This window comes from Kitasatospora sp. NPDC059817, from assembly GCF_042731835.1.
Lineage (GTDB): Bacteria > Actinomycetota > Actinomycetes > Streptomycetales > Streptomycetaceae > Kitasatospora.
In genome coordinates, this window is the sequence record NZ_JBHWIR010000181.1 from 1 (window position 1) to 1,853 (window position 1,853).

Sequence of the window (1,853 nt, forward strand, 5' to 3'; positions counted from 1 at the left end):
GTCCCGGCGCAGCCCGCGCCGGTGGCGCCGCCCGCCGGCCCGCGCGGCCGGACCGGTTCGCCGATCATCGATCCGGGCCTGCAGCCCGCGCTGATCACCGCTGGCGTGGCCGCGCTGCTGGCCGGCGGCGCCGCGCTCGGGCAGGTGGCGCTGGCACTGGTGGTGGCGCTGCTCCAGGTGCTGACGGCGGCCGGCTGGTTCCGGCTGAACGGGATGTGGCCGGCCCGCCAGGGCATCGCGCTCGCCGCGCTGGCCGGGCTGACCGCGGACGCGGCGGTGCTGCTGGCGGACTCCGAGGGCAGCGTGGCGGCGGTGGTCGGCACGCTGGGCGGGTTCTTCCTACTGGTCCTGGTGCTGCAGACGTTCCGCCCCTCGGACCCGAAGGAGCGGTTCTACGCGCTGACGGTGCTCGGCTCGGCCACGGTGGTGACGGCGCTGTGCACCTCGCTGCTGGTGGCCGACTGGGTGCCGGCCGGGGTGGGCGCGGTCGCGCTGGCCACCGTGCTGGCCGCGGCGCCGCTGCCCGGTCCGAAGCTGCTGGGTCCGGTGCTGGGCCTGGCGGCGGCGGTGCTGCTGGGTCTGCTGGTGGGCGCGCCGCCGGCGCTGGGGGTGCTGGCGGGGCTGGGTGCGCTGGTCGGCCGACGCGTCGCGGCGTACGACTTCCCGTCCCGGTTCGTGCACATGACGGCGGGTGTGGCGTTGCCGCTGGCGGTGGCCTCGCCGCTGATTTGGATCGCCACGGACCTGCTGGCCGGCTGACACCCGGCAGACGACCGGCGAGTCCCGCTCCGGAACCATGCTCCGGGGCGGGACGTCGTACGGTCGGGCGGGAACGGCCTTGGCCGGGGGCCGCCATGGAACGCCGGGCAGGGAACGCCGGGCGAGGAACACCGAACGAGGACAGCGAACGACAAGGGCGACCGGCGACGACAGGGAGTGCGATGCGCGGATGGCTGAAGGCGACGATCGGCCTGGTGGTGCTCGCCGGCCTGCTGGTCGGCGCCGACCGGATCGCGGTCGGGGTGGCCGAGGACCAGGCCGCCGACCGGATGGTGAGCAGCGGCCGGATGAGCCAGCGGCCGGACATCTCGATCGAGGGCTTCCCGTTCCTCACCCAGGCGCTGTCGATGAAGCTGGACGACGTCCGGATCTCCTCCGACGGCCTGACCGTCGGCGACGGCGGCCGCCAGGTGGCGCTGCGCTCCTTCAAGGCCCGGCTGTCCGGCGTCACGGTGAGCGACAGCCTGAAGAGCGCCACGGTGGACAGCGGCACCGGCAGCGGCCTGATCTCGTACGCGGACCTCGCGCAGCTGCTGCCGCCGGCCTCCCAGCTGATGTCGGGGGCGGGCAAGCTGCCGGTGGGCGGCAACACCCGGCTGGCCCTGTCGTACGGCGGGCCGGGCAAGATCAAGGCCGCGCTGGGGCCGATCGCGGTCGGCGAGGGTTCGCTGCACAACAACGGGAGCACCGTCACGGTGGACGGCTTCCAGCTCAGCGCGCTGGCCGGGATGTTCGCCGGGGTCACCGACCAGCGGCTGGCGCCGATGAGCTTCACCCTCGACTCGCTCCCGGCCGGGCTGAAGCTGGCCGACAAGGACGGGGCGACGCCGCTGCCGGAGGGCGTGCAGCTGACCTTCGAGGGCAAGGGCGTCAAGCTGCTGGACTGACCGGCCGGTCACTTCCACTCCCGTGCCGCTCCTTCCCTCGGTTCCTTCCTCCCGTTCCTTCCGCTCCTTCCGTCTCTTGCGTTCCGCGGGGGGGGGGCGGGGCCGCGCGCGGGGGGGCGCAGGGCCAGCCGCGGCGGGGGCGCGGGGCGCGGGGCGGGGGTGGCGCGCTCGGGGGGGGGGGCGGGC

General features: G+C 75.4%; 2 protein-coding genes. Both read left to right on the forward strand.

What is annotated here, in order from left to right:
* On the forward strand, nucleotides 1–759 hold a 759-nt coding region (locus ACFV61_RS28805; RefSeq protein ID WP_380494761.1), incomplete at its 5' end, for a hypothetical protein.
* A gap of 182 nt (nucleotides 760–941) precedes the next feature.
* Entirely contained in the window at nucleotides 942–1,667 is a 726-nt protein-coding gene (locus tag ACFV61_RS28810) for a DUF2993 domain-containing protein (RefSeq protein ID WP_380341857.1), read from the forward strand.
* Nucleotides 1,668–1,853: the final 186 nt, after the last annotated feature.

Coding starts and splice junctions, on each gene's coding strand:
- ACFV61_RS28810 (WP_380341857.1), top strand. CDS start 942: ATGCGCGGATGGCTGAAGGCGACGATCGGCCTGGTGGTGCTCGCCGGC.